Source organism: Microbacterium sp. LWH7-1.2, assembly GCF_038397755.1.
Classification (GTDB): domain Bacteria; phylum Actinomycetota; class Actinomycetes; order Actinomycetales; family Microbacteriaceae; genus Microbacterium.
Genome location: NZ_CP151637.1, coordinates 3,181,832 through 3,202,047, shown reverse-complemented (window position 1 = coordinate 3,202,047; position 20,216 = coordinate 3,181,832). Strand labels below are relative to the sequence as shown.

General features: G+C 71.6%; 17 protein-coding genes. 9 read left to right on the top strand and 8 right to left on the bottom strand.

Annotation, left to right across the window (positions count from 1 at the left end; genetic code table 11):
* Positions 1-46 precede the first annotated feature (46 nt).
* A complete protein-coding gene (locus MRBLWH7_RS14850; RefSeq protein WP_341995800.1) occupies positions 47-886 on the bottom strand; it encodes a hypothetical protein in 840 nt (279 codons plus the stop codon).
* Between the two features lie 251 nt (positions 887-1,137).
* Between MRBLWH7_RS14850 and MRBLWH7_RS14845 the strand changes: the two genes are divergently transcribed.
* Positions 1,138-2,505 carry a glucose-6-phosphate dehydrogenase gene (locus MRBLWH7_RS14845; RefSeq protein ID WP_341995798.1) on the top strand — a complete coding sequence of 456 codons (1,368 nt, stop codon included), beginning with the start codon at positions 1,138-1,140 and terminating at the stop codon, positions 2,503-2,505.
* Positions 2,506-2,512: 7 nt separating this feature from the next.
* Here the strand turns inward: MRBLWH7_RS14845 and MRBLWH7_RS14840 are convergent, their stop codons facing one another.
* Complete coding sequence (locus MRBLWH7_RS14840; protein WP_341995796.1) at positions 2,513-2,926, bottom strand: VOC family protein; 414 nt, start codon at positions 2,924-2,926, stop codon at positions 2,513-2,515.
* Positions 2,927-3,062: 136 nt separating this feature from the next.
* Between MRBLWH7_RS14840 and MRBLWH7_RS14835 the strand changes: the two genes are divergently transcribed.
* From MRBLWH7_RS14835 to xdhC, 3 genes are read left to right on the top strand one after another with little or no spacing between them, the layout of a single operon-like run.
* Positions 3,063-4,583 (top strand): FAD binding domain-containing protein, encoded by a 1,521-nt coding sequence (locus MRBLWH7_RS14835; protein ID WP_341995794.1) that lies wholly within the window; start codon positions 3,063-3,065, stop codon positions 4,581-4,583.
* Complete coding sequence (gene xdhB, locus MRBLWH7_RS14830) at positions 4,580-7,012, top strand: xanthine dehydrogenase molybdopterin binding subunit (protein ID WP_341995792.1); 2,433 nt, start codon at positions 4,580-4,582, stop codon at positions 7,010-7,012. The genes MRBLWH7_RS14835 and xdhB overlap by 4 nt, the downstream gene beginning before the upstream one ends.
* Before the next feature lie 9 nt (positions 7,013-7,021).
* Positions 7,022-7,855 carry a xanthine dehydrogenase accessory protein XdhC gene (gene xdhC, locus MRBLWH7_RS14825; protein ID WP_341995790.1) on the top strand — a complete coding sequence of 278 codons (834 nt, stop codon included), beginning with the start codon at positions 7,022-7,024 and terminating at the stop codon, positions 7,853-7,855.
* Positions 7,856-7,945: 90 nt separating this feature from the next.
* Here xdhC and MRBLWH7_RS14820 read toward each other — a convergent pair whose 3' ends face one another.
* The 3 genes from MRBLWH7_RS14820 to MRBLWH7_RS14810 form a co-directional block, all read right to left on the bottom strand.
* Positions 7,946-8,437, bottom strand: coding sequence for a nucleoside deaminase (locus tag MRBLWH7_RS14820; RefSeq protein WP_341995788.1), 492 nt, complete (start codon positions 8,435-8,437; stop codon positions 7,946-7,948).
* Positions 8,438-8,496: 59 nt separating this feature from the next.
* Entirely contained in the window at positions 8,497-8,964 is a 468-nt protein-coding gene (gene rraA / locus MRBLWH7_RS14815) for a ribonuclease E activity regulator RraA (RefSeq protein ID WP_341995786.1), read from the bottom strand.
* Positions 8,965-9,052: 88 nt separating this feature from the next.
* Positions 9,053-9,589 (bottom strand): winged helix-turn-helix domain-containing protein, encoded by a 537-nt coding sequence (locus MRBLWH7_RS14810; protein ID WP_341995784.1) that lies wholly within the window; start codon positions 9,587-9,589, stop codon positions 9,053-9,055.
* Between the two features lie 57 nt (positions 9,590-9,646).
* On the opposite strand from MRBLWH7_RS14810, the gene MRBLWH7_RS14805 reads away from it, so the two are divergent.
* From MRBLWH7_RS14805 to MRBLWH7_RS14790, 4 genes are all read left to right on the top strand, one after another.
* On the top strand, positions 9,647-11,071 hold the full coding sequence (locus MRBLWH7_RS14805; protein WP_341995782.1) for an MFS transporter: 1,425 nt from the start codon (positions 9,647-9,649) through the stop codon (positions 11,069-11,071).
* Positions 11,072-11,203: 132 nt separating this feature from the next.
* Complete coding sequence (locus MRBLWH7_RS14800) at positions 11,204-12,358, top strand: type III polyketide synthase (protein ID WP_341995780.1); 1,155 nt, start codon at positions 11,204-11,206, stop codon at positions 12,356-12,358.
* Positions 12,359-12,374: 16 nt separating this feature from the next.
* Entirely contained in the window at positions 12,375-13,079 is a 705-nt protein-coding gene (locus MRBLWH7_RS14795; RefSeq protein WP_341995778.1) for a methyltransferase domain-containing protein, read from the top strand.
* Positions 13,072-14,205 (top strand): NAD(P)/FAD-dependent oxidoreductase, encoded by a 1,134-nt coding sequence (locus MRBLWH7_RS14790; protein WP_341995776.1) that lies wholly within the window; start codon positions 13,072-13,074, stop codon positions 14,203-14,205. The genes MRBLWH7_RS14795 and MRBLWH7_RS14790 overlap by 8 nt, the downstream gene beginning before the upstream one ends.
* A 172-nt stretch (positions 14,206-14,377) precedes the next feature.
* On the opposite strand, the gene MRBLWH7_RS14785 is transcribed toward MRBLWH7_RS14790, so the two are convergent.
* Complete coding sequence (locus tag MRBLWH7_RS14785) at positions 14,378-15,220, bottom strand: UbiA family prenyltransferase (RefSeq protein ID WP_341995774.1); 843 nt, start codon at positions 15,218-15,220, stop codon at positions 14,378-14,380.
* Between the two features lie 129 nt (positions 15,221-15,349).
* Here MRBLWH7_RS14785 and MRBLWH7_RS14780 point away from each other — a divergent pair, with 129 nt between their 5' ends.
* On the top strand, positions 15,350-15,931 hold the full coding sequence (locus MRBLWH7_RS14780; RefSeq protein ID WP_341995772.1) for a nitroreductase family protein: 582 nt from the start codon (positions 15,350-15,352) through the stop codon (positions 15,929-15,931).
* 214 nt (positions 15,932-16,145) lie between these two features.
* Here the strand turns inward: MRBLWH7_RS14780 and MRBLWH7_RS14775 are convergent, their stop codons facing one another.
* Positions 16,146-18,359, bottom strand: a complete 2,214-nt coding sequence (locus MRBLWH7_RS14775; RefSeq protein ID WP_341995770.1) for an AAA family ATPase — start codon at positions 18,357-18,359, stop codon at positions 16,146-16,148.
* A 94-nt stretch (positions 18,360-18,453) separates the two neighbouring features.
* Positions 18,454-20,118, bottom strand: coding sequence for a SulP family inorganic anion transporter (locus MRBLWH7_RS14770; RefSeq protein WP_341995768.1), 1,665 nt, complete (start codon positions 20,116-20,118; stop codon positions 18,454-18,456).
* Between the last annotated feature and the right edge of the window lie 98 nt (positions 20,119-20,216).

Below are 20,216 nucleotides of genomic sequence, written 5' to 3'. Positions count from 1 at the left end.
GCCGCGGCCCGGGGTCGCGGCATCCGTCCTGTGTCGCCGGCTACCGTCAACCTCCGGGCCGCAGCTGCAGCGGCTGGTCGATCATGCTCGTGTTGGTGAATCCCCCGCCGTAGCCGTACGCGCTGGCGATCGCGTTGAAAGTCGCGTTCCCTGGGCCGAAACCGATGCCGGTTGACGACTCGAACGCGAACGTCCACGCGGTCGAGGCCGGTCCGCACTCGATCAGGCTGGATCCGCGCCCTTCGGCCAGGCGGTGCCCCCGGCGCTGCATCACCGTCACCTCGACGAAGGACGTCGCGGCATGGTCGCAGGTGACCGTTCCCTGCAGGGTCACGACGCCGCCGCGGGAGACGACACCGGAGTCGACCGTCACGGCGACGTCGGTGACAGGCGGTTCCGCTTCCTGCGCAGTGAACACCAGGGTCCCGCCGGGCCCGACCTGGCCGGCTTCACCACCACAGCAGGTGCCGGCCGCGATGAAATACGTGGCGCCGGCCTCGACCAGCCGAACGATCTCGGTCGGGAATCCGTAGGTGCCGACGTTGCACTCCAGCAGAACAGGATCGGACGCCTCACCGGTGTAGATCGCCAGCGTCGCCTCATAATCGCTGCCCACCGTGCTGAATCCGACGAGGCCGTCGGACGATGGGGTCCAGCGGTACCAGACGGTCGCTACGCCGCACTCGGCGTGGTCGGTCGACGGATCATAGGTGGCCTCACGAGTGTCGACGGTGTCGGTGTACGGCAGCTCGGACACAACCGTGGCGCCGTTGATGTCGTCGTTGCCGGGCGCCGCGGCCCAGGCCGGGCTTGCGCCCGCCAACGCGGCTACCGTGGCCAAGGCCATTCCCGCGGCCAGTGTCCGCAGGCGCGTGAAAGTGGACATCGCGGTCCCTCCCAGTGATCGAGTTGGTCGGACGCGAACGTGACGGACACCCCTGGCCTGGAGGCGGGGATCACGAGGGAGACACCACGCCTGTCGGGTCGGGTGCTGTACGGCCAAGGCGTCTGTGCTCATTTTCCTCTTTTCGCCGATTGTGGGAAGAGGGGACGACGGAGGTCGGTCGGCCTTTGCACAGGAGCGCTCCGCCCGCCAGTCCCTGCCCTGGCCCTGACGACCGTCGATAACGTGGCGTCATGTCGGCGGATACCACGCTCCTGATCCTGGGCGCCTCGGGCGACCTCACCTCGCGGCTGCTGCTGCCGGCGCTCGGGCAGCTGCTCACCCTCGAGGCGGAGCGCAAGGTGCGGCTGTGCGGCGCGGGCATCGACGACTGGGACGACGCGCACTGGCGGCAGACCGTCCGCTCCTCGTTCGAGGACGCCGGGTTCGCCGGGGCCTTCGACGCCGTGGCCGACACGACGTACCAGCGTGCCGACATCACCGATCCCGGCGATCTGACCCGGCTGCTCGCCACTCACGACGGCCGGCTCGCGCTGTACTTCGCGGTGCCGCCGGCGGTGACCAAGGCCTCGTGCGAGGCGCTCGTCGACGTCGACATCCCCCGAGGAACGGTGCTCGCGCTCGAGAAGCCGTTCGGCGTCGACCAGGCGACCGCCCGCGAGCTCAACACCACGCTCGCGCGGCTCGTGCCCGAGGCCCAGATCTTCCGCATCGACCACTTCCTGGGCCGATCGACCACGCTGAACCTGCTCGGCGTGCGCTTCGCGAACCGGGTCTTCGCGCCGGTCTGGCGAGCGCAGGACATCGAGTCGGTCGTCATCCGCTACGACGAGACGCTCGGGCTCGAGGGCCGCGCGGGCTACTACGACAAAGCCGGTGCCCTGGCCGACATGATCCAGAGCCATCTGCTGCAGGTCATGGCGATCCTCGCCATGGAGCCGCCCGCCACCCTGCACGAGCGTGACTTCCGCGACGCCACCTCCGCGGTGCTGCGCGCCACCCACGTCTGGGGTGACGACCCGGCGAAGGCCTCACGACGGGCCCGCTACACGGCCGGCGCGATCGGCGAGCGACGGCTGCCCTCTTACGTCGACGAGCCCGGCGTCGACCCCTCGCGCCAGACCGAGACGCTCGCCGAGCTGGTCTGCGAGATCCGCAACGACCGCTGGGCGGGCGTGCCCTTCCGCCTGCGGTCTGGCAAGGCACTACCCGAGAAGAAGGGCGAGATCGTCGTGACGTTCCGCCGCGTCAACCATGTGCCCGACGGCCTGACGGGCCCCGCGCCCGGTTCGGTGCTGCGCTTCTCGCTCGGTCCCGACCACATGGATCTCGAGCTCAATGTCAACGGCGGCGACGACCCGTTCGAGCTCGAGCGCGCGACGATCGGCGCTGATCTCGGCGAGGGCGCACTGAAGGCCTACGGCGAGGTGCTCTCGGGCATCCTCGATGCCGACGCGACCCTCGCGGTGCGCGGTGACGCCGCCGAGGAGTCCTGGCGCATCGTCGACCCCGTGCTGGCCGCGTGGCGCGTCGGCGACGTACCCCTGGAGGAGTATCCGGCGGGCTCGCTCGGCCCCGAGCGGTGGCCCGCGCTGCCGTGATCCGGCGCTACTGCTCCCCCATCATCTGCGGCTCCATCCGGCCGACCGAGATCACGTTGCCTGCAGGGTCTTTGAACCACGCGATGTCGGGGCCGCCCTCGAATCCGCGCGAGATCCCCTTCTCGTCGGTGCCGTAGTCGGGGTCGGTGTAGATCTTCGTGACCACGCCCCTCGAGTTGAGGTCGTCGACTGCGGCATCGACGTCTTCCACGCTGAAGTTGAGGATCGTGAACACGGCCGGTTCGTGGTCCTCCTTCGGATAGACGAAGACGGCGCCGCCGCCGGGCAGGGCGATGGTGAATCCTCCGCCCATCTCTTCGTAGACCGTGACGTCGAGCCCCAGAGTGTCACGGTAGAAGGCCACGGCTGCGCCGACGTCGGGGACGGCGAAGCTTGAAAACGGCCGATCGGGTGTGAACATGACAGCCTCCCAGTGGTTGTGCCGCCGCCAACGATCCTCTTGCCCGCAGGGCGTGTCCAGAGGGGCCGTGCCGCGGCTTCGCAGCGCCGGAACCGCGGCGTAGACTCCCGGCATCCGCACGAACCGTGATGAGGCAGTGACCGTCAACGGGCGGGTCGCCCCGCTCGTGGGCGCGGTCGCGCACGCCACCGCGCTGGACTGGCTGCGCGGTCTGGGGCTGACCGGCGCGAAGGAAGGCTGCGCCGAGGGCGAGTGCGGCGCATGCGCCGTGCTGGTCGCCACGGCGGGACCCGAGGGAACCGCTGTGTGGACCCCCGTCAACGCCTGCCTCCTGCCGGCGCACGCGCTCGCCGGGCAGGAGGTGGTGACCTCCGAGGGGCTGGGCTCGCCCGACGACCTGCATCCGGTGCAGCAGCAGCTCGCGGCCGCGGGCGGCTCGCAGTGCGGCTACTGCACGCCCGGATTCGCGTGCGCGATGGCCGCGGAGTTCTACCGACCCGACCGCGCTGCCGGCACGGCGGGGGCCGAGCACGGGGCGAACGGGTTCGACCTGCATGCGATCGGCGGAAACCTGTGCCGCTGCACGGGCTACCGGCCCATCCGCGACGCGGCCTTCGGGCTCGGGATGCCGCGGCCCGATGATCCGCTCCGGAAGCGGCTGAGCGAGCCGGCGCCGCCGGCGGTCGCCACCGACGTGCGAGCGGGCGACGGGCGCTTCGTGCGACCGGAGACGCTCGACGAGGCACTGCAGCTCCTGCGCGACGAACCGGACGCGCTCGCGGTGGCGGGCAGCACGGACTGGGGCGTGGACGTCAACCTGCGCGCGGCCCGCGCACCGCTCGTGGTCGCGATCGACCGCCTGCCCGAGCTGCGCGGAGTCGACGTCAGCGGCGACGGTGTCGAGATCGGCGCGGCGGTGCCGCTGTCGGAGATCGAGCGCACCGTCGGCCCGCAGGTGCCGCTGCTCGCGCAGCTGCTCCCCCAATTCGCGTCCCGCCTGATCCGCAACCGCGCGACCCTCGGCGGCAACCTCGGCACGGCCTCCCCCATCGGCGACGCCGCACCGGCGCTGCTCGCGCTCGGCGCGAGCCTCGTGCTCGTCTCGGCCGACGGCGGCGAGCGCGAGGTCGACCTCGCCGACTACTTCACGGGATACCGCACCTCGGTCCGGCGCCGGGACGAGCTCATCCGCATGATCCGGATCCCCGTCCCCGACGACGACGCGGGGCCGGCAGCGAACCGGCGCGAACGCCCGCCCCACAACGCCCTGCACGACCAATCCGCCCCGTTCGGCCTCGAACGCCGCGGACGCGGCAGGCTGACCGCGTTCCACAAGATCGCGAAGCGGCGGTTCGACGACATCTCCTCGGTGGCGGTCGCCTTCGCCCTCGACCTCGACGGCGGCTCCGTCACGAGAGCGCGGATCGGCCTCGGGGGCGTCGCCGCCACGCCGCTGCGCGCGTACGCGACCGAGCACGCCCTCGAGGGACGCCCGTGGAACTCCGCGACCGTGGCGGCAGCATCCGTCGTCCTGCAACGCGAGGGGACGCCGCTCGACGACCATCGCGCGAGCGCCGCGTACCGCGGACGCATGCTCGGCACGGCGCTGCCGGCGCTCTTCGCGGCGTGGGCCGAAGACGTGGAGGCGACGGCATGAGCGCGCTCGCCGATCGTCCCGAGAACCCGGTCGTCGGCCGCCCGGCGGTGCACGAGAGTGCGGCGCTGCACGTCACGGGCGCGGCCGTGTACACCGACGACGTCGCCGCCCGCGCCCACGGCGTGCTGACGGCGTGGCCGGTGCCGTCCACCTGCGCGCACGCGCGGGTCGCGGTCGATGTCGCGCCCGCCTACGACGTGCCCGGGGTCGTCCGGGTGCTGACCGCCGACGACGTGCCGGGCGTCAACGACGCGGGCGTCAAGCACGACGAGCCGCTCTTCCCGACCGAGGCGATGTTCTTCGGCCATGCGCTGGTGTGGGTGCTGGGAGAGACGACGGATGCTGCGCGCCGAGGCGCCGCCGCCGTCAGGGTGTCGTACGAACCGCTGCCGTCGCTCATCACCGTGCAGGAGGCGATCGACGCCGGTTCCTTCCAGGGCGTGCCGCGCACGATCTCGCGGGGGGACGCGGCATCCGCTCTCGAATCGTCCGCGTTCGTGTTCGAGGGCGAGAGCGTGGTCGGCGGGCAGGAGCACTTCTCGCTCGAGACCCACGCCTCGTTCGCGGTGCGCGACCCCGACGGGCGCTACTTCGTGGAGTGCTCGACGCAGCACCCGTCCGAGACGCAGGAGATCGTCGCGCACGTGCTCGGCGTGTCGTCGAGCGAGGTCACCGTCGAGTGCCTCCGCATGGGAGGCGGCTTCGGCGGCAAGGAGATGCAGCCGCACGGGTACGCTGCGATCGCGGCGCTGGGGGCGAAGCTCACCGGACGCCCCGTGCGCCTGCGGCTGAACCGCACGCAGGACATCACGATGTCGGGCAAGCGCCACCCGTTCCACCTGGCATGGCGGGCCGGGTTCGACGCCGACGGCTACCTGCAGGCGCTCGACGCGACGCTCACGGCCGACGGCGGCTGGAGCCTCGACCTCTCCGAGCCGGTGCTCGGGCGCGCGCTCTGCCACGTCGACAACGCGTACTGGATCCCCCACGTGCGCGTGCACGGCCGCGTCGCGCAGACGCACAAGCCGTCGAACACGGCCTTCCGCGGGTTCGGCGGCCCGCAGGGGGCGTTCCTCATCGAGGACATCCTGGGGCGCGCAGCCCCGGTGCTCGGGATCGATCCGCTCGATCTCCGCGAGAAGAACTTCTACCGCCCCGGCCAGCGCACCCACTACGGGCAGCTCGTGAAAGACGCCGAGCGGCTTCCGGCGATCTGGAACCGCCTGCGCCGCGAGTCCGATCTGGACGCCCGGCTGCGGGAGATCTCGCGGTTCAACGACACACACCCCGACCGCAAGCGCGGGCTCGCGATGACCCCGGTGAAGTTCGGCATCTCGTTCACCTTCACGTCGTTCAACCAGGCCGGCGCGCTCGTGCTCGTCTACAAGGACGGCTCCGTGCTCATCAACCACGGCGGCACCGAGATGGGCCAGGGTCTGCACACGAAGATGCTGCAGGTCGCGGCGACCGCGCTCGGCGTGCCGCTGGAGGCGGTGCGCGTCGCGCCCACGCGCACCGACAAGGTGCCGAACACGTCGGCCACCGCCGCGTCGTCCAGCGCCGACCTCAACGGCGGCGCCGTGAAGCTCGCGTGCGAGGAGATCCGTGGGCGGCTCGCCGCGGTCGCCGGGCGCCTGCTCGGCGTCGACGCGCGCGACGTGCGCTTCTCGAGCGGGTATGTCGAGGCGTTGGGCGGAGGGGAACGGATGCTGTTCGCCGACGTCGTCGCGGCCGCCTACCTGCAGCGCGTGCAGCTGTTCGCCGCCGGGTACTACCGCACCGAGGGTCTGCACTGGGATGCGGACCGCCAGCAGGGGTCGCCCTTCAAGTACTTCGCCTACGGCTCGGCGGCCGCCGAGGTCGAGGTGGACGGCTTCACGGGCGCGTACCGCCTCCGCCGCGTCGACATCGTCCACGACGTCGGCGACTCGCTGTCGCCGCTGCTCGACATCGGCCAGATCGAGGGCGGCTTCGTGCAGGGCACCGGATGGCTGACGCTCGAGGAGCTGCGCTGGGACACCGGCGAGGGGGCGACCCGCGGGCGCCTGCAGACGCCGTCGGCGAGCACCTACAAGCTGCCGAGCTTCTCCGAGATGCCCGAGGAGTTCCACGTCGCGCTGTTCGAGGACGCCCGCGAGGACGGCGCCGTGTACGGGTCCAAGGCTGTGGGCGAGCCGCCCCTGCTGCTCGCGTTCAGCGTGCGCGAGGCGCTGCGGCAGGCGGTGGGCGCGTTCGGTCCCGCCGGGCGCAGCGTCGAGCTCGCCTCGCCCGCGACCCCGGAGGCGGTGTTCTGGGCGGTCGAGGCCGCGCGCGGCTCGCGAGTCGCGGGCGCAGCATCCGTCTCTCCTGACGGCACGGATGCTGCGGCACCGGCCAGAGCCGGTGACTCGGGGTCTGCGGAGCCCGACCTGCTCACGGCGGGCCGCTGAGGCCCGCCCATGGACTGGCTCGACGCGGTGCGAAGGCTGCGCGACGCCCGCATGCCCGCGGTGATCGTGACGCTCGCGATGGTGCGCGGCCACGCCCCGCGCAACGGCGGCGCGAAGATGGTCGTCTCGCCGGGCGAGGTCTTCGAGACGATCGGCGGCGGCAACCTCGAGGCGACCGCCGTCGCGCACGCGCGGGCGATGCTCGTCTCCGGGACCGCCGAGCCGGAGCTGCTCACGCTCACCCTGAGCGACAAGGAGACCACGGAGTACGGTGTGCAGTGCTGCGGAGGAGAGGTCACGCTCATGCTGGAGCCGGTGCGGGTGGTGCCGTCGGTCGCGGTGTTCGGGATGGGGCATGTGGGGCTCGAGGTCGCGCGGATCCTCGCGCGCCAGCACCTCGACTTGCATCTCGTCGACTCCCGAGAGGCGATGCTCGCGCCGACGCGGCTGGGGATCGGCGGCGTGCCGGGACCGCTCGCCGACGCGGTCGCGCGGGTGCACGTGCACCACGCCCCCGTGCCCGAGGCCGTGCTGGGCTCGGTGCCGGCGGGCACGCACGTGCTCGTCATGACCCACGACCACGCGGAGGACCTCGCGATCGTCGACCAGGCCCTGCGCACGGACGGCGTCGCCTCGATCGGTCTCATCGGCTCGCGTTCGAAGTGGGCGCGCTTCCGGGCGCGTCTGAACGACGCAGGCCACGACGACGCCGCGCTGGCCCGCGTCACGACGCCCATCGGGCTGGCCGAGATCCCCGGCAAGCAGCCCGCGACCATCGCGGTCAGCGTGTCTGCCCGGCTGCTGCAGCTCATCGAGGAAGCAGCGCCCGTCGCCACCCCCTGAGTCCCCTCCCGCTCCCCCCGCCCGCTCCCCGCGCGCCGGGCAGCTCGTCGAGTCGCCTGGGAAGGGCCTCGCGGGAGAAAGTCCGGGGGGTCAGTACTCGATGCGGGTCGAGGTCTGGCCCCACTCGGTGAACGGCGCGATGCGGTCCTCGGGCACGAGCTCGATGGACTCCACCGGCATGATGTCGCGGTGCTCGGGGTGGCCGTCGAAGTAGCGGTAGAAGACGGCGTCGTCGAATCCGGCGGCGGCCGCATCGTCGCGGTTCGCGGCGAAGTAGACGCGTTCGATGCGGGCCCAGAGCGCGGTGCCGAGGCACATCGGGCACGGCTCGCAGCTCGTGTAGAGCGTGGCGCCGGTGAGGTCGAAGGTGCCCAGTCCCTGACACGCCCGCCGGATGGCGACGACCTCGGCGTGCGCGGACGGGTCGAGATCGGCGGTGACGCGATTGACGCCCTCGAAGACCTGCCCGTCCGCCGAGACCACGACGGCACCGAACGGACCGCCCGCGTTGCGGACGTTCTCGGTCGCGATCTCGAGCGCCCGGGCGAGGTGGCGGGCGGGCGTCGCGTCGGTGGAGGACATCAGGCCTCCACCCTACGAGTGCGCCGCGCCGCGCGCACCACCTCCGGGCGCAGCATCCGTCACCGCTCGACGAGCACTCCGTCGGCGTCGGCCCACACGTGCCTGCCGGGGACGAATACGACGCCGGCGATGACCACCGGCTCGTCGACCTCCCCCACGCCCGCCTTGGCGCTCTTGCGCGGGTTCGAGCCGAGCGCCTTGACGCCGAGGTCGAGGCCGCCGATCGCGACCCGATCCCGGATCGCTCCGTGCACGATGAGCCCGGCCCACCCGTTCTCGACCGCGGACGCCGCGATGAGGTCGCCCACCAGCGCCGACTCGAGCGATCCACCGCCGTCGATCACGAGCACGGCGCCGTCGCCGGGGGTCGCGAGCAGCGCCTTCACGAGCGCGTTGTCGCGGTGGCACCGGACCGTGCGGATCGGTCCATCGAACGCGACGCGCCCGCCGAAGTCGTGCAGCTGCAGCGCGAGCGAGTCGAGCTCGTCGCCGCGTTCGTCGTAGAGGTCGGCCGTCGCGGTCGTCATGGCCTCACGCTATGACGGATGCTGCGGGCCGCGGCATCCGTCATCCGGAGAAGTTCGCGCGCCCTTCTGCGAATCGCAAGAACGGACGTCAGGCGGGGGCGGGCGGGTTCTCGTCGGGGTGGAGCGTGCTGAAGAACGAGTACGTCTCGCCGCCCGGGTCGGGACCGCGCTCCTTGAACTCGTTGACCAGCTCGTAGAGGCGCTGCTGGAACTCGAGCTTGTGCTCGGGGGTGAGCTTGAGGCCGAGCCACGTCGCGTCGAGGTCTTCGGGGTCGACGCCCTCGATCTGCTGCAGGAACGTCTCGATCAGCACGGGCGAGCCGCCGGGCATCGAGGTTCGCCACGAGAGACCGGTGGCGCGGTACGGCACCTCGCGCGCGCCCTGGGATCCGGTGCGCTCCGGCTCGGCGGCGAGATACCCGGTCTGCACGAGGGTGCGGACGTGGTGCAGCATCGTGCCCGGATTCACGCCGAGAAGCTGAGCGAGCTCCTTGTTCGTGCGGGACTCGAACGCGCACAGCCGCAGCACCCGCAGACGAAGCGGCGAACTGAGGGCGCGCATCCGCGCCTCCGCCCCGGGATCCCCCCGGCGAAGTTCGATCCGCTCTTCGGATTCGGCCGCCACGGGGCCAGCGTACTCGACTGATTGACAGACCTCAATCAGTGGCGCACACTGATTGACATGTCTCAATCAGACGAGCCTAGGGCGACCGAGGACCTCGACGACGCCGTGCTTGCGGAAGCGCGGGCCGAGGCATCCGTCCCGACCTCGCGCGCGAGCGCCGACGAGGCGGTCCTGGCGGATCGGGATGCCGTCGACCCCGCACGCCCCGCGCCGGCGCCGAGGGGCTCGCTCTGGCGGGATCGGAACTTCCTGACGTTGTGGAGCGGTCAAGCGCTCAGCCAGTTCGGCGCGCAGATCACCGAGCTCGCCATCCCGGTGCTCGCGGTGCTGATGCTCGACGCGACGGAATGGGAGGTCGGGCTCCTCAACGCGGCGCAGGTCGCGGCCTTCCTCGTGGTGGGCCTTCCCGCCGGAGCGTGGATCGACCGTATGCGCAAGCGCCGCGTGATGATCTGGGCGGATGCGGTGCGGGCGGTGGCGCTCGCGACGCTCCCCGTGCTCGCACTGCTCGGCGTGCTCGAGATCTGGCACATGATCGTCGTCGCCCTCATCATGGGCGTCGCGACCGTGTTCTTCGACGTGTCGTATCAGAGCATCATCCCGTCGCTCGTGCGCACCGATCAGATCGGCGAGGCGAACGGCAAGCTGCAGTCGACCTACGAGCTCGCCAACATCGCCGGCCCCGGCGTCGGCGGCTGGCTCATCGGCGTGCTCACGGCGCCGTTCGCGATCTTCGCCACGGTCGGCACCTATGTCGCCTCGTTCATCGCCCTGCTCTTCACACGCGACCACGAGAAGCCGCGCCCGGCCGAGGATCGCAAGCCGCTCGTCCACGAGATCGGCGAGGGCCTGCGCTGGGTGTTCGGCAACCCGCTGCTGCGCCGCATCGTCGGCACGACGGGCACGGCGAACTTCTTCGGGACCATCGCGCAGACGCTCGTGCCGATCTTCGTGCTGCGCGAGTTGGGCCTGAGCCCGCAGATGTTCGGCATCGTGTTCTCGTTGTCGGCCGTCGGCGGCCTCGTCGGCGCCATGGTGACACCGCGGATCATCGCGCTGGTCGGCGAGGCCCGGGCCATCCCGATCAGCGCGATCGCCTTCAGCGTCGCGCCGTTCTTCCTCCCCGCGATCTCCCTCGTGCCGGCGCTGGCCTTTCCGCTGCTGGTGATTCAGGGATTCATCATGAGCTTCACGATCCTGCTGTACAACATCACGCAGGTGACCTTCCGTCAGCGCATCACGCCGCCGCGCCTCCTCGGTCGGATGAACGCATCGATCCGCTTCGTGGTGTGGGGGGTCATGCCGATCGGGGCACTCCTGGCGGGCGCCCTCGGAACGTGGATCGGCACCGTTCCGACCCTGTGGATCGCCGCGACCGGCGAGCTCCTGGCGTGCCTGTTCGTGGTCATCGGACCCTTCTGGCGCATGCGGGAGCTCCCCGACGCGCACGCCGAGCACGCCGACGCGGAGGCGACGGGCTGAGGACCAGGATGCTTCGGCCCGCCGCGCAGGGTGCGGGTCGAAGCATCCGTCCCCGGTCGCCCCGCGATACCCGACACCTCGGATTCCGGCAAGGTCGTGCTCTTCGGGGTGCGAGCATGCTTAGGTTGCTCCATGACGGCCCGCATCGTCTCGATCGGCACAGCTGTTCCGCCCACGCGCATCGCGCAGGAGGTCGCGCGCGACATCTTCGCGGCGCAGGAGGGGGCTGACCGTCTCGCCCGGCGACAGATCCACGCGGTGTTCGACGGGTCGGCGATCGCACAGCGACACACGGTGCTGACGGAGTTCGCGGCCGGGCCGCCCTCGGCACCCTCCACCGCCGCCTTCGTCGACGCCGAGGGGCGGCTGCTCTCCCCCACGACCGGGCCGCGCAACGAGCGCTACATCGCGGCGGCACCCGAACTCACCGCCGCCGCCGCGCGCGCCGCACTGACCGACGGGGGAATCGATCCCTCCGCGGTGACCCACGTGGTGACCGTCTCCTGCACGGGGCTGTTCGCACCGGGTCCGGATTACCGCCTCGTGCGCGATCTCGGGCTGCGCCCGACCGTCGAGCGGTGCCACCTCGGCTTCATCGGGTGCGCCGCGGCGCTGCCCGCGCTGCGCGTCGCCGCGGCACTCGCTGCGTCGAGACCGGACGCCGTCGTGCTCGTCGTGTGCACCGAACTCTGCACACTGCACCTGCGTTCCTCCAACGATCCGCAGCAGATCGTCGCAGCATCCGTCTTCGCCGACGGCGCCGCGGCCGCGATCGTCACCGCCGATCCGTCCGCCGGGCGCCCCGGCGGACTCGACCTCGACAGGTTCGGCACCGCCCTCACCGACGAGGGCGAGACCGACATGGTCTGGACGATCGGCGACAACGGGTTCGAGATGATCCTCTCGGCCGAGGTGCCGCGCATCATCGGCCGGGAGATCCAGGGCGCGGTCGGCCGCTTCCTGGGCGACGACGCCGCCCCCGAGGTCTGGGCGGTGCATCCCGGCGGGCGCAGCGTGCTCGACCGCGTCGAGGCCGGTCTCGACCTCCCGCCCGACGCCCTCGCGGCATCGCGCGCGGTGCTGCGCGACTTCGGGAACATGTCGAGCGCGACGATCCTCTTCATCCTCGCGTCGCTGCTGCGCGACGACGACGTCCGCGACGGCGCGCGCGTCGCCGGCCTCGCCTTCGGTCCGGGGCTCACCGTCGAGTCGGCGCTCATGACCCGTCGCCGCCCGGCGGTCGCGAACGCCGACGACGTCGACCTCGCCCTGGCGGCCTCCGCGTGAGGGCGGCGGTGCCGGCATGAGCCTCGCCGTCCGCGACGACCGGCTCGCCGAGCTCATGGACGATCCGGACTGCGATCCGGACGCGCTCCGTGCCACGCTGCGGCGGTTCGGCACGGTCAACCGCCTCGTATCGGGCTGGGGCGTCGTGTACCGCACGCGGCTGCGCCCGCACCTGACCTCGCTCGGACGACCGGCGCACGTCCTCGACATCGGGGCCGGAGGCGGAGACCTCGTCGCCCGCCTCGCCGCGGCCGCCCGGCGCGACGGGCTCGAGGTGACGTGGACCGGCATCGACCCCGACCCGCGGGCCCTCGAGGTCGCCCTGGCGCGCCCGCCGATCGGCGGGGCGAGCTTCCGGGAGGCGGATGCCGCCACCCTCGTCCGCGAAGGACGCACGTACGACGCAGTGCTGTCGAACCACGTGCTCCACCACCTCGGCGACGAGCTTCCCGCGTTCGCCGACGAGTCGCGCGCCCTCTCCCGCGGCATCGTGCTGCACAGCGACATCGCGCGTTCGCGGCTGGCCTACGGGCTCTACGCCGTGGGCATCACGCCCTTTCAGCGCGGCACGTTCCTGCGCACCGACGGCCTCCGATCGATCCGCCGCAGCTACACCCGCTCCGAGCTCGCGGCAGCGCTCGAGGCCGGTCGCCCAGGCGCGTGGACGGTGCAGACGCCGGTGCCCTTCCGCATCCTCGCCGTGGGGCGCGGTCGTGCGTGACGTCACCGTCGTCGGCGCCGGGCCGGTCGGGATGCTGCTCGCCGGCGAGCTCGCCCGCCACGGAGTCGACGTCGAGCTCCTGGAGCGGCGACCCGCTGTCGGCGACGGCACCAGGGCCATCGGCATCCACTCCCCCGTCCTGGCCGCTCTCGAACCATCTGGCCTCACGGACCGTCTGCTCGCCGGGGCGGTGCGCGTGCGACGGGGCGAAGCCCGGTCGCGAGGCCGTGTGCTCGGAACCGTGCACTTCGACGTGCTGTCGGCCCGCTTCCCGTTCGTGGCGACGCTTCCGCAGACGACCACCGAGTCCGTGCTCGGCGCCGCAGCGCCGCCGCCGCTGCGCGGCGCCTACGTGCTCGCGGTCATCCCGCGCCGGGATTCGGTCGTGGTGCGGGCGGGTCTGCTCGGCCGTCCGATCGAGTCCGAGAGCCGCATCGTCGTCGTCGCGGGCGGCGGCGCAGCACGCGACCTCGTCTATCGCTCCGGCGCCGTGCCGGCGCGCGACTATCGCGACCGATATCTGATGACGGATGCCGCCACCGCCTCCGACGACGAACTCGCGGTGATCCACCTCGATCCCGACGGCGTGCTGGAGTCCTTCCCGCTGCCCGGCGGCCGCCGCCGGTTCGTCGCCTGGGACGCACCGGGCTCCGACGACGAGCCGGACGCACGCGCGCGGCGGCTGCGCAACGCGCTCGCGCGCCGCGGGGAGGAGGCGGCGGCCGAGGCGGTGTCGACGGCGACGTCGTTCGGCGTGCGGCGCATCGTGGCGCCCCGGCTTCGGAACGGCCGCGTGTTGGCGATCGGAGACACCGCTCACGAGGTCAGTCCCATCGGCGGGCAGGGCATGAACCTCGGCCTTCTCGACGCGGTGACGCTGGCGCCGCTCCTGGCCTCCTGGGTGCGCACCGGCACGGCGCCCGACCTCGGGCTGCTGCGGTGGGAAGCACGTCGTGTGCAGTCGGCGCGACGCGCGGCCGCGCTCGCGAGCGTGAACACCTCGCTCGGCAGGCCGAGCGGCCGCGGCGATGTGCTGCGGCGCACGGCGGTGCGCGGGATGCTCACCGGCCCGTCGGCCCGGCTCTTCGCCCGCGCGTACTCGATGGGCTTCGACGTCGACGCCTGACCCGGCGTTGTCCGGGGTTTGGGGCGCCTGGCGTCCCCCTGGGGCGCACGGCCCCAGCACCGCGTGCGGCCCCGGAACCACGCGCGGCCAGAAACCACGATCGCGGCGAGAAACCGTGAACCCCGCGGTTTCTCAGCGGGATGATGGTTTCTCGCCACTCTGCACCGACGGCTCAGGCGACGAAAGCGCTGCCCGACGCCACGAGCTGAGCCGCGAGGAGCAGCGCGGCCAGCATGACCAGCCGGAACAGCGCACGCGTCGGCGGTCTCGCGATCGCGCGCCACGCGGTCACCGCCGCCACGGCGACCACCGCGCCGAAGAAGATCCACGACACCGGTGACGCCGCCGCGAGGTCTCCTCCCGCGGCGCCGAGCAGCACCGCGACCGCACCGCCCACGACGGCGAAGGCGGCGACGATCGCCGACACCCGCGGGCCCAGCCGATGCGGAAGCCCGCGGACGCCGGTGCGGGCGTCGTCGTCGAGGTCGGGAAGCACGTTCGTGAGGTGCACGGCGGCGCCGAGCGAGGCGCCGGCGATCCATGCCCACCACGCGGCGAACGCGGGATCGGGCGCTGACAGCGTCGCGAGCGACGGGAAGATCCCGAAGCTCACGAGGAAGGGCGCGATCGACCACGGCGTCGACTTCAGACCCGCGTTGTAGGACCATGCCGAGCCGAGCGTCAGGGCGTGGGCCGCCAGCATCCGCCATCCCAACGGCGCCGAGAGCAGCAGAGCCAGCGCCAGCAGACCGAGGGCGGCATCCCAGGCGACCCGCACCGGCACCTCACCGCGGGCGATCGGCTTGTCTGTTCGCCCCACCGCACGATCGCGCGCCGCGTCGAGCGCGTCGTTCGAGATCCCGACCGACAGCTGCCCGGCGAAGACCGACAGCGTCAGCAGAGCGAGCCGCCACGCCTCGAGCCCGGTCGCCACGCCGAGCGCGAGCGCCAGCGCGGTCACGACGAGCGTCGGCCCCGGATGCGAGGAGCCCCACAGGGCCCGGACGGTGCGCACGGGTCGATGCTCTCACGGCCCGCCCTGCGACGCGCGAGGACATCGCGGAAATGTTCCCGGATCCATGTCGTTGCATGGATTTGGGCCGACGGGGTCCCGGCAGATATCGCTCGACCCCAGAGGAGCACCATGTCCACTCTCACCGCCCGCACCGCCGAGACCGACGCGCCGATCATCGACGTGCTCGCCGAGCGCTGGAGCACTCGCATCTTCGACCGCGAGTCCGTCATCGACGAGGCCGCCCTGGCGAGCGCGCTCGAGGCCGCCCGCTGGACGCCGACCGCCGCCAACACGCAGGCGTGGCGCGTCATCGTCGCCCGCCGCGGTTCGGCCGCGCACGCGACCGTGCTCGGCTCGCTCGCCGGCTTCAACAGCGCGTGGGCGGGCGACGCCGCCGCCCTGGTCGTGTTCGTCGCCGAGACCACGCGCGACGGCGAGCCCATGCGCTGGGCGCAGTACGACACCGGCCAGGTCGCCGCGCACTTCACCGTGCAGGCGCACGCCGACGGCCTGTCGACCCATCAGATGGGCGGCTTCGACCCCGAGGCGATCTCCGCCGGCTTCGACCTCAGCGCCGACTTCACCCCCGTCACCGTCATGGCGATCGGCGAGCTCGGCGACATCCGCCTCGCCTCGGAAGAGCTGCAGTCCCGCGAGAACGCCCCGCGCGTGCGCCGCCCCGCCGCCGACTCGGTGCTCGTGAACGACTGAGCCACCCCGATCACACGAAACGGATGCCTCGACCGCCACGCGCGGTCGAGGCATCCGTCCCCTCCCGCTCGATGCGCGGAAAGACGGGGCGGTCACGCTGACACGCCGGTGACGGATGCTGGGCGCCGGCGTGTCGCACGACGGACCCGTGTTTCGGTGACCCTGGGCTCGCGGACAGGGGCGACAGCGGCGCAATCCGGGCACCACTGGGGCGTCAGTCGTCCAGGAGTTCGGCCTCGATCACGTCGTCGTCCTCGGCCAGGGGCTCGGGCGCGGACGGGCCGTCGCTGGTCAGCACGAGCTGCGAGCCGTCGGCGGCGACATCCGCGCGGACGACGTCGCCGTCGCGCACGCCGCCCGAGAGCAGCGCCATCGCGAGGCGGTCCTGGATCTCGGACTGGATGAGCCGGCGCAGCGGCCGCGCCCCGAAGACCGGGTCGTAGCCGCGCTCGGCGAGCCAGGCGCGGGCGTCGGGCGTGACGGCGAGCGTCAGGCGGCGGTCCTTGAGGCGGCGCTGCAGCGCGTCCACGGCGAGCTCGACGATCTGCGCGAGGTCGTCCTCGGTGAGCGCGGCGAACATCACGATGTCGTCGAGCCGGTTGAGGAACTCGGGCTTGAAGGCCTGGCGCACGATCGCCATGACGGCGTCGCGCTTCTGCTCGGTCGTGAGGGTCGGGTCGATGAGGATCGGCGAGCCCAGGTTCGACGTGAGGATCAGGATCACGTTCGTGAAGTCGACCGTGCGACCCTGACCGTCGGTGAGGCGGCCGTCGTCCATGACCTGCAGCAGCACGTCGAACACCTCGGGGTGCGCCTTCTCGACCTCGTCGAGCAGGACGACCGAGTACGGGCGACGCCGCACCGCCTCGGTGAGCTGGCCGCCCTGCTCGTACCCGATGTAGCCGGGAGGGGCGCCGACCAGGCGCGAGACGGTGTGCTTCTCGCCGTACTCGGACATGTCGATGCGAACCATGGCGTGCTCGTCGTCGAAGAGGAACTCGGCGAGCGCCTTGGCGAGCTCGGTCTTGCCGACGCCGGTCGGGCCGAGGAAGAGGAACGAGCCCGTCGGCCGACCGGGGTCGCTGATGCCGGCACGCGACCGGCGAACCGCGTCCGATACCGCCTTCACGGCGTCCTTCTGCCCGATCAGGCGCTTGCCGAGCTCGGACTCGAGGTGCAGCAGCTTCTCGGTCTCGCCCTGCAGCAGCCGGCCGACGGGAATGCCGGTCCACGCCGCGATGACGGCGGCGATGTCCTCGTCGGTGACCTGCTCGTTGACCATGCGCTCCTCGGTCGACGCGGCCTCGGCCTGCTCCGCCTGCGCGATCTCGACCTCGAGCCGCTTGATGGTCTCGTACTCGAGCTTGGAGGCGCGCGTGTAGTCGGCCTCGCGCAGGGCACGGTCGCGATCGATGATCGCCTGGTCGAGCTGTTTCTTGAGCTCGCCGACGCGGTTGAGGCCCGCGCGCTCGCGCTGCCAGCGCTGCTCGAGCACCGACAGCTCCGCCTCCGCGGTGGTCATGTGCTCGCGGAGCGTGGCGAGACGCTCCTTCGACGCGGAGTCCTTCTCCTTCTTGAGGGCGAGCTCCTCCAGCCGCATGCGATCGATCTGGCGCCGCAGCTGGTCGATCTCGAGCGGGCTCGAGTCGATCTCCATCTTCAGCCGACTCATCGCCTCGTCGATCAGGTCGATGGCCTTGTCGGGGAGCTGGCGACTCGGGATGTAACGGTGGGAAAGGGATGCCGCGGCCACCAGCGCGCCGTCGTTGATGGTCACACCGTGGTGGGCCTCGTACCGGCCCTTGAGTCCGCGGAGGATCGCGACGGTGTCCTCGACGCTGGGCTCGCCGACGTAGACCTGCTGGAAGCGGCGCTCGAGCGCAGCATCCTTCTCGATGAACTCGCGGTACTCGTTCAGCGTGGTCGCGCCGATGAGTCGAAGCTCGCCGCGGGCGAGCATGGGCTTGAGCATGTTGGATGCTGCGACCGACCCCTCGCCGCCGCCCGCGCCCATGAGCACGTGGAGCTCGTCGATGAACGTGATGATGCGCCCGTCGGACTCGGTGATCTCCTTGAGCACGCTCTTGAGCCGCTCCTCGAACTGGCCGCGGTACATCGCGCCGGCGACGAGCGCCGAGATGTCGAGGGTGACGAGCTCTTTGTTCTTGAGCGACTCGGCGACGTCTCCCGCGACGATCCGCTGAGCAAGCCCTTCGACGACGGCGGTCTTGCCGACGCCGGGCTCGCCGATGAGGACGGGGTTGTTCTTGGTGCGGCGGGTCAGCACCTGGCTGACGCGCCGGATCTCGCTGTCGCGCCCGATCACGGGGTCGAGCTTGCCCTGTCGGGCACGGTCGGTGAGGTTGATCCCGAACTGCTCGAGGGCGCTCTGCGCGTCCTCCTGCCCGGGCTGTTGCGTGGCGTTCATCTGTCTCCTGAAATCTGTGGACCTCAACTCTTCGTCAAAGTTGAGTCGTCATGGCTCAAGTTTACCAGCGAGCCGCTCAACGAGCAATGCGGCACTAGCCCGTGATCTCCGCGCGGGCGTCGGCGTAGGCGCGGCGCAGTCCCTCGCCCACCCATTCCGTGCCGCGGTAGACGTTGTCGACGCCGATGTCGGCGGTGAGCCCGCCGGCGTCGAGCTGCGAGATGACGCGGTCCTCGGTCGCGACGACCTTCAGCGTCGAGTCGGCGTCGCGCAACTGGGCTGCGAACCGGCGCAGCACCTCGACGTGCGAGAGCCCGATCTCGTCGGTGCCCCGCAGGCGCACGATGACGACTGAGCCACTCGATTGGCGGCTCACGTCGGGCAGCTGCCGCTCGAACACCGGCGCGCTGGCGAAGAAGAGGCTGCCGTAGGGCTGCAGCACGAGCACCTCCCCCGGCGGGACGACGGCCGGCGGGTCGCTCTCGCGCATGCGGCCGTCGTCCGCGAGGTGCACCGCCCGCACGCGCACGCTGTTGGACTGCTCGGCGACGTACAGGATGACGCCGAGGCCGACGCCGACGAGCACCGCGAACTGCAGCGGGATGATCAGTGTCAGCCCGAAGGTGACCGCCATGATCGTCGTCGGGAGGGGCCCGGATCTCATGACCGAGTACACGCGACTGGGCTTGATGGCACGCCATCCCACGACGATGAGCAGGCCCGCGAGCGCCGGCATCGCCACGAAGGCGACGACGTCCGCCAGGAGGAACACGACGACCGCCATGACGGCCCCGGCGACGAAGAGCGAGAGCCGGGTCTTCGCCCCCGCCTGCACGATGAGCGAGGATCCCGACATCGACCCGCCGACCGGCATGCCCTGGAAGACGCCCGACACGACGTTGCCGAGCCCCTGCCCCATGAAGTCGCGGTTCGCGTCCGCGCGCCTGCCGTCGGCGGTCGGGATCCCGGCCGACACCGCCGCACCCTGCACGAGGCCGATGAACGTCAGCGACAGCGCGGGGATGACGAGCGTCGGCACGTCGGCGATGCTGGGCAGCACCGGCGCGGGCAGGCCGCGCGGCACGTCCACGATGTCGCGCAGCAGCAGGACGGAGTTCGGCACCCAGAGGTTCAGCAGCACCGCGCACGCCGAGCCCCCGACGACGGCGATGACGAGGCCCATGCTGCCCACCCGGGTCGGCAGGAGCACCACGATGACGAGGATCGCGATCGCGCCGACCACGAGCGACGGGATGTTCCACTGCCCGACGTGCACGAGGACGTCGATGGTCTTGAGCAGCCGATTCGCCCCCTGCGCCTGGTACCCGGTGAAGTTCGACAGCTGGCCCAGGATGATGTTGACGCCGATCGCCGTGACGAACCCCGTCATGACGGCGGTCGGCACGAAGCTGATGAGCCGGCCGCCCTTCAGCAGGCCGGCGATGACCATGATGATGCCGGTCAGGATGGCGAGCGTGAAGAGTCCGCGGTCGGGATCGGGGAGCGTGTCGAGCCCCGCGTCCGAGACGACGAGCGCCATCGCGCTCGTCGCCTGCACGGCCATGAACGCGCTGCTGGTGAGCACGGCCGCGCCGACCATGCCGAAGAGGTAGCCGTAGAGGCCGGCGAGCGGGTTCACCCCGGCGAGGAGACCGGCCGCGAGACCGTCCGGCACCGCCTCGACACCGAGGATCACGCCCGCGACGGCGTCTGTGCGCAGCGTCTTACGGGAGAACCACGATCTCGGATCGAACCCCACGGTCACACGCTAGCGAAGGCCGGGATGCGGTCGGCTGCTTCCTTTCCCGACCCGCGGAGTCATTCCGCGTAATTCACACGACCTGCATGAGACGACCT